The 2,873-nt window shown below is 54.3% G+C and carries 4 protein-coding genes; 3 read left to right on the top strand and 1 reads right to left on the bottom strand.

The window, feature by feature from the left end:
* Both ABJQ89_RS01325 and phnN read left to right on the top strand, forming a co-directional pair.
* The coding region (locus ABJQ89_RS01325) for an ATP-binding cassette domain-containing protein (protein WP_348494474.1) at window positions 1–339 on the top strand (339 nt) is incomplete at its 5' end.
* Window positions 336–881 carry a phosphonate metabolism protein/1,5-bisphosphokinase (PRPP-forming) PhnN gene (gene phnN / locus ABJQ89_RS01320; protein ID WP_348494473.1) on the top strand — a complete coding sequence of 182 codons (546 nt, stop codon included), beginning with the start codon at window positions 336–338 and terminating at the stop codon, window positions 879–881. The genes ABJQ89_RS01325 and phnN, both read left to right, overlap by 4 nt.
* Here phnN and ABJQ89_RS01315 read toward each other — a convergent pair.
* The gene (locus ABJQ89_RS01315; RefSeq protein ID WP_348494472.1) at window positions 863–1,534 is read right to left on the bottom strand and encodes a DUF1045 domain-containing protein; all 672 of its coding nucleotides are present in this window, start codon (window positions 1,532–1,534) and stop codon (window positions 863–865) included. The two genes, phnN and ABJQ89_RS01315, sit on opposite strands and share 19 nt — an antisense overlap.
* Here ABJQ89_RS01315 and ABJQ89_RS01310 point away from each other — a divergent pair.
* The gene (locus ABJQ89_RS01310; protein ID WP_348494471.1) at window positions 1,533–2,726 is read left to right on the top strand and encodes an alpha-D-ribose 1-methylphosphonate 5-triphosphate diphosphatase; all 1,194 of its coding nucleotides are present in this window, start codon (window positions 1,533–1,535) and stop codon (window positions 2,724–2,726) included. The two genes, ABJQ89_RS01315 and ABJQ89_RS01310, sit on opposite strands and share 2 nt — an antisense overlap.
* Window positions 2,727–2,873: the final 147 nt, after the last annotated feature.

Below are 2,873 nucleotides of genomic sequence, written 5' to 3'. Positions count from 1 at the left end.
GTTTCAGCGCATGATGCTGAACAGCGCGCGCGCGCACTACTGAGCAAGGTGAATATCCCCGAACGTTTGTGGTCGCTGTCACCCACAACCTTTTCGGGAGGTGAGCAACAACGTGTGAACATAGCACGCGGTTTTGCCCATACCTACCCTGCGATGCTGCTGGATGAACCGACTGCCAGCTTAGATGCCGCGAACCGCGAAGTGGTGCTGACTCTGATTGAGGAAGCCAAAGAGCGCGGCGCTTCGATCATCGGAATTTTCCATGATGAGGCAGCACGCGCGCGGGTGTGCGATCGTGAGATCGATATGACCTTGTTTACCCCCGGTGTCGCGGCATGACGTCCGGGCGGCTCATTGCGGTTGTTGGGGCTTCTGGAGTCGGCAAGGACAGTGTTTTGGCAGGTATCCATGCGGCGATGCCACACCTCCACCTCGCGCAGAGGGTGATCACTCGTGCACCTGAGCTTGGCGGTGAAGACTATGTCGCAGTGTCTGTTCCCGAATTCGACACCATGGCAGAGAAAGGTGCATTTGCCATGCATTGGCGAGCCCATGGGTTGCGGTATGGCGTACCGATCGCTGTTAAGAAACGTTTGGAAGACGGTGAGGATTGCCTCGCGAACTTTTCCCGTAAAGCGCTTGCACAGGCGAACGAACTTTTCCCGCATCTATTGGTTTTGAACATCACGGCGCAGCCGGAAACCTTAGCGCGTAGATTGGCGGAGCGTGGTCGAGAGTCTGAAAGCGAAATTGCCAAACGCCTTGCTGAAGCGGAAAAACCTTTGCCAGAAAACCTAGAGGTGATTCATCTTTCAAATGACGGTCCCTTGGAAGAGACGATTGAACATGCTGTTACCTTGCTTCAGCCGGTGAGCGTGTAGCGATGGATCAATTCGAAACATCCATCGCTGCGTTCTCCGCACAATGCGATCTGATCAAAAACAAAAGCATCAGACACATCTGGCAGATGGGCCAGAACGCGGTCACGCCAAAGAGGAATGTCGTCTTTGTGCAAACGACCCGAGAGCGTCAGATGAAAGCGAAACTCTTCTATCACGTAGGGATACCCCCATTGGCGCAACAGCGTCTCTTGTCGCGCGCTAAGCCCAGCAGCACGTCGCCGCGCGAGTTCGTTATCAGTGGCGGGCGCGCGGAAGTGATCGAGTTCACGCACGCAGGTTTGCGCTATGTGCTGCAAACCCTTCAAATCGCCCTTTGGCGTCAACGCGAGGAACTGACCTATGGTCGTCAATTCCCAACCATCGCAGGTGGTCGGGACAAGCGATGCCGCTATGCGAGCCGTCGCAGCGTCCAGCCCAGCGAGGCCTTCACCTTGCGACAATCGAAAGGGCGGTTTCAGCGTTCCATGAAACCCGTACTTGCCCGGTGTCATCGTGATGTCATGCAAATCGGGCACATTCAGCTGAGTAGCGGCACATCCCCGTGCAACGTCCCATCCCAACCATGCCGCGCCGAACGCCGACAACGGGCCGTCGGGCGGCAGATAGTAAACTGCAAATCGAGAGTATGACATGAATTCCCCTTTCAACGCGTCTTCTTTGACAACACTTTGTGACAGCGACATGTCAGCCGATCTGCATCTTGCGAACGCGCGGTTGGTCTTGCCTGATCAGGTTTTGACGGGTGCGATTGTAATCGAGAATGGTAGTATCACCGAGATATTAGAAGGTGATCAGGTCCCAGTCGGCGCGATTGATTGTAGGGGCGATTTGATTACCCCGGGTTTAGTTGAGCTGCACACAGATAATGTTGAGCGTCATATTGAACCGCGCCCTGAAGTGGATTGGCCGCATTTACCCGCTCTCATCGCGCATGATGCGGAGCTTGCATCGACAGGCATCACGACTGTTTTCGATGCGATGCGTGTTGGCTCCATTCACAGCGGTAAAGGTCGATACATCGACTATGCACGTAAGCTTGCGGACGAGTTGTTGGCCGCTCGCGCGCAAGGGTTCTTCAAGATTAGTCATTTCCTACATTTGCGAGCCGAGATTTGTTCCGAAACTCTGCTGCAAGAGCTGGCGACCTTTGGCACAGAAGATCGTGTCGGCATTGTGAGCCTGATGGACCATACGCCCGGACAAAGACAGTTCCGAGATCTATCTGCGCTGAAAACCTATGTGGCCAAGAAACGTGGAATGACGGACGACGAATTTGAGGCCCATGTAGAAAATCTATTGGGTTTGCAAAAGCGTTTTGGCGCCAAGCATGAGGCAGGCACAGTTGTCGAAGCGACACGTTTGGGCGCCGTATTGGCAAGCCATGATGATACAACGGCTGAACACGTGGCAACTTCAGCTTCAAATCGGGTGGGGTTTGCAGAATTTCCAACAACGTTGGAAGCCGCGCAGGCCTGCCGGAGCCATGGTATTTCGGTCATGATGGGCGCGCCGAATTTGATCAGGGGTGGCTCACACTCTGGTAATGTTGCTGCAGAAGAGTTGGCAAAAGCTGACTTATTGGACATCGTTTCATCAGACTACGTGCCATCCGCCTTGCTGTTGTCTGCATTTCGACTGGCGCAGATTTGGGATGATCTGCCGCGTGCGATTGCGACAGTTACCAGCAATCCAGCAATAGCGACGCATCTCAAGGATCGCGGTGCACTAAAGGTTGGTTTGCGCGGTGATGTTTTGCGGGTTCAACTTGTCGATCAAATGCCTTTGCTGCGCGGTGTTTGGAGCCAGGGCAAAAAGGTCGGGTAGCTAAAATCATAACCCGCGAATAGCAGGGGCACAGGCAAAACCTGTACCCCTTCTTCCGACCGAGGTGTCTGCGTGAGTGGGTAACCGGACGGAAGATGCTTTAAGCGGTGTTATTCGCCGAGGTTTGGCAAAACACCTGCTTGTGTC

Source organism: Planktotalea sp. (assembly GCF_039984035.1).
In the GTDB taxonomy this organism is placed as follows: domain Bacteria; phylum Pseudomonadota; class Alphaproteobacteria; order Rhodobacterales; family Rhodobacteraceae; genus Planktotalea.
Note: the sequence above shows the minus strand (reverse complement) of the source record. Positions and strands in the feature narration are given on the sequence as shown.

Excerpts from the sequence above, each read along its gene's own strand:
- phnN (WP_348494473.1), top strand. The coding sequence starts at position 336 with ATGACGTCCGGGCGGCTCATTGCGGTTGTTGGGGCTTCTGGAGTCGGC.
- ABJQ89_RS01310 (WP_348494471.1), top strand. The coding sequence starts at position 1,533 with ATGAATTCCCCTTTCAACGCGTCTTCTTTGACAACACTTTGTGACAGC.
- ABJQ89_RS01315 (WP_348494472.1), bottom strand. The coding sequence starts at position 1,534 with ATGTCATACTCTCGATTTGCAGTTTACTATCTGCCGCCCGACGGCCCG.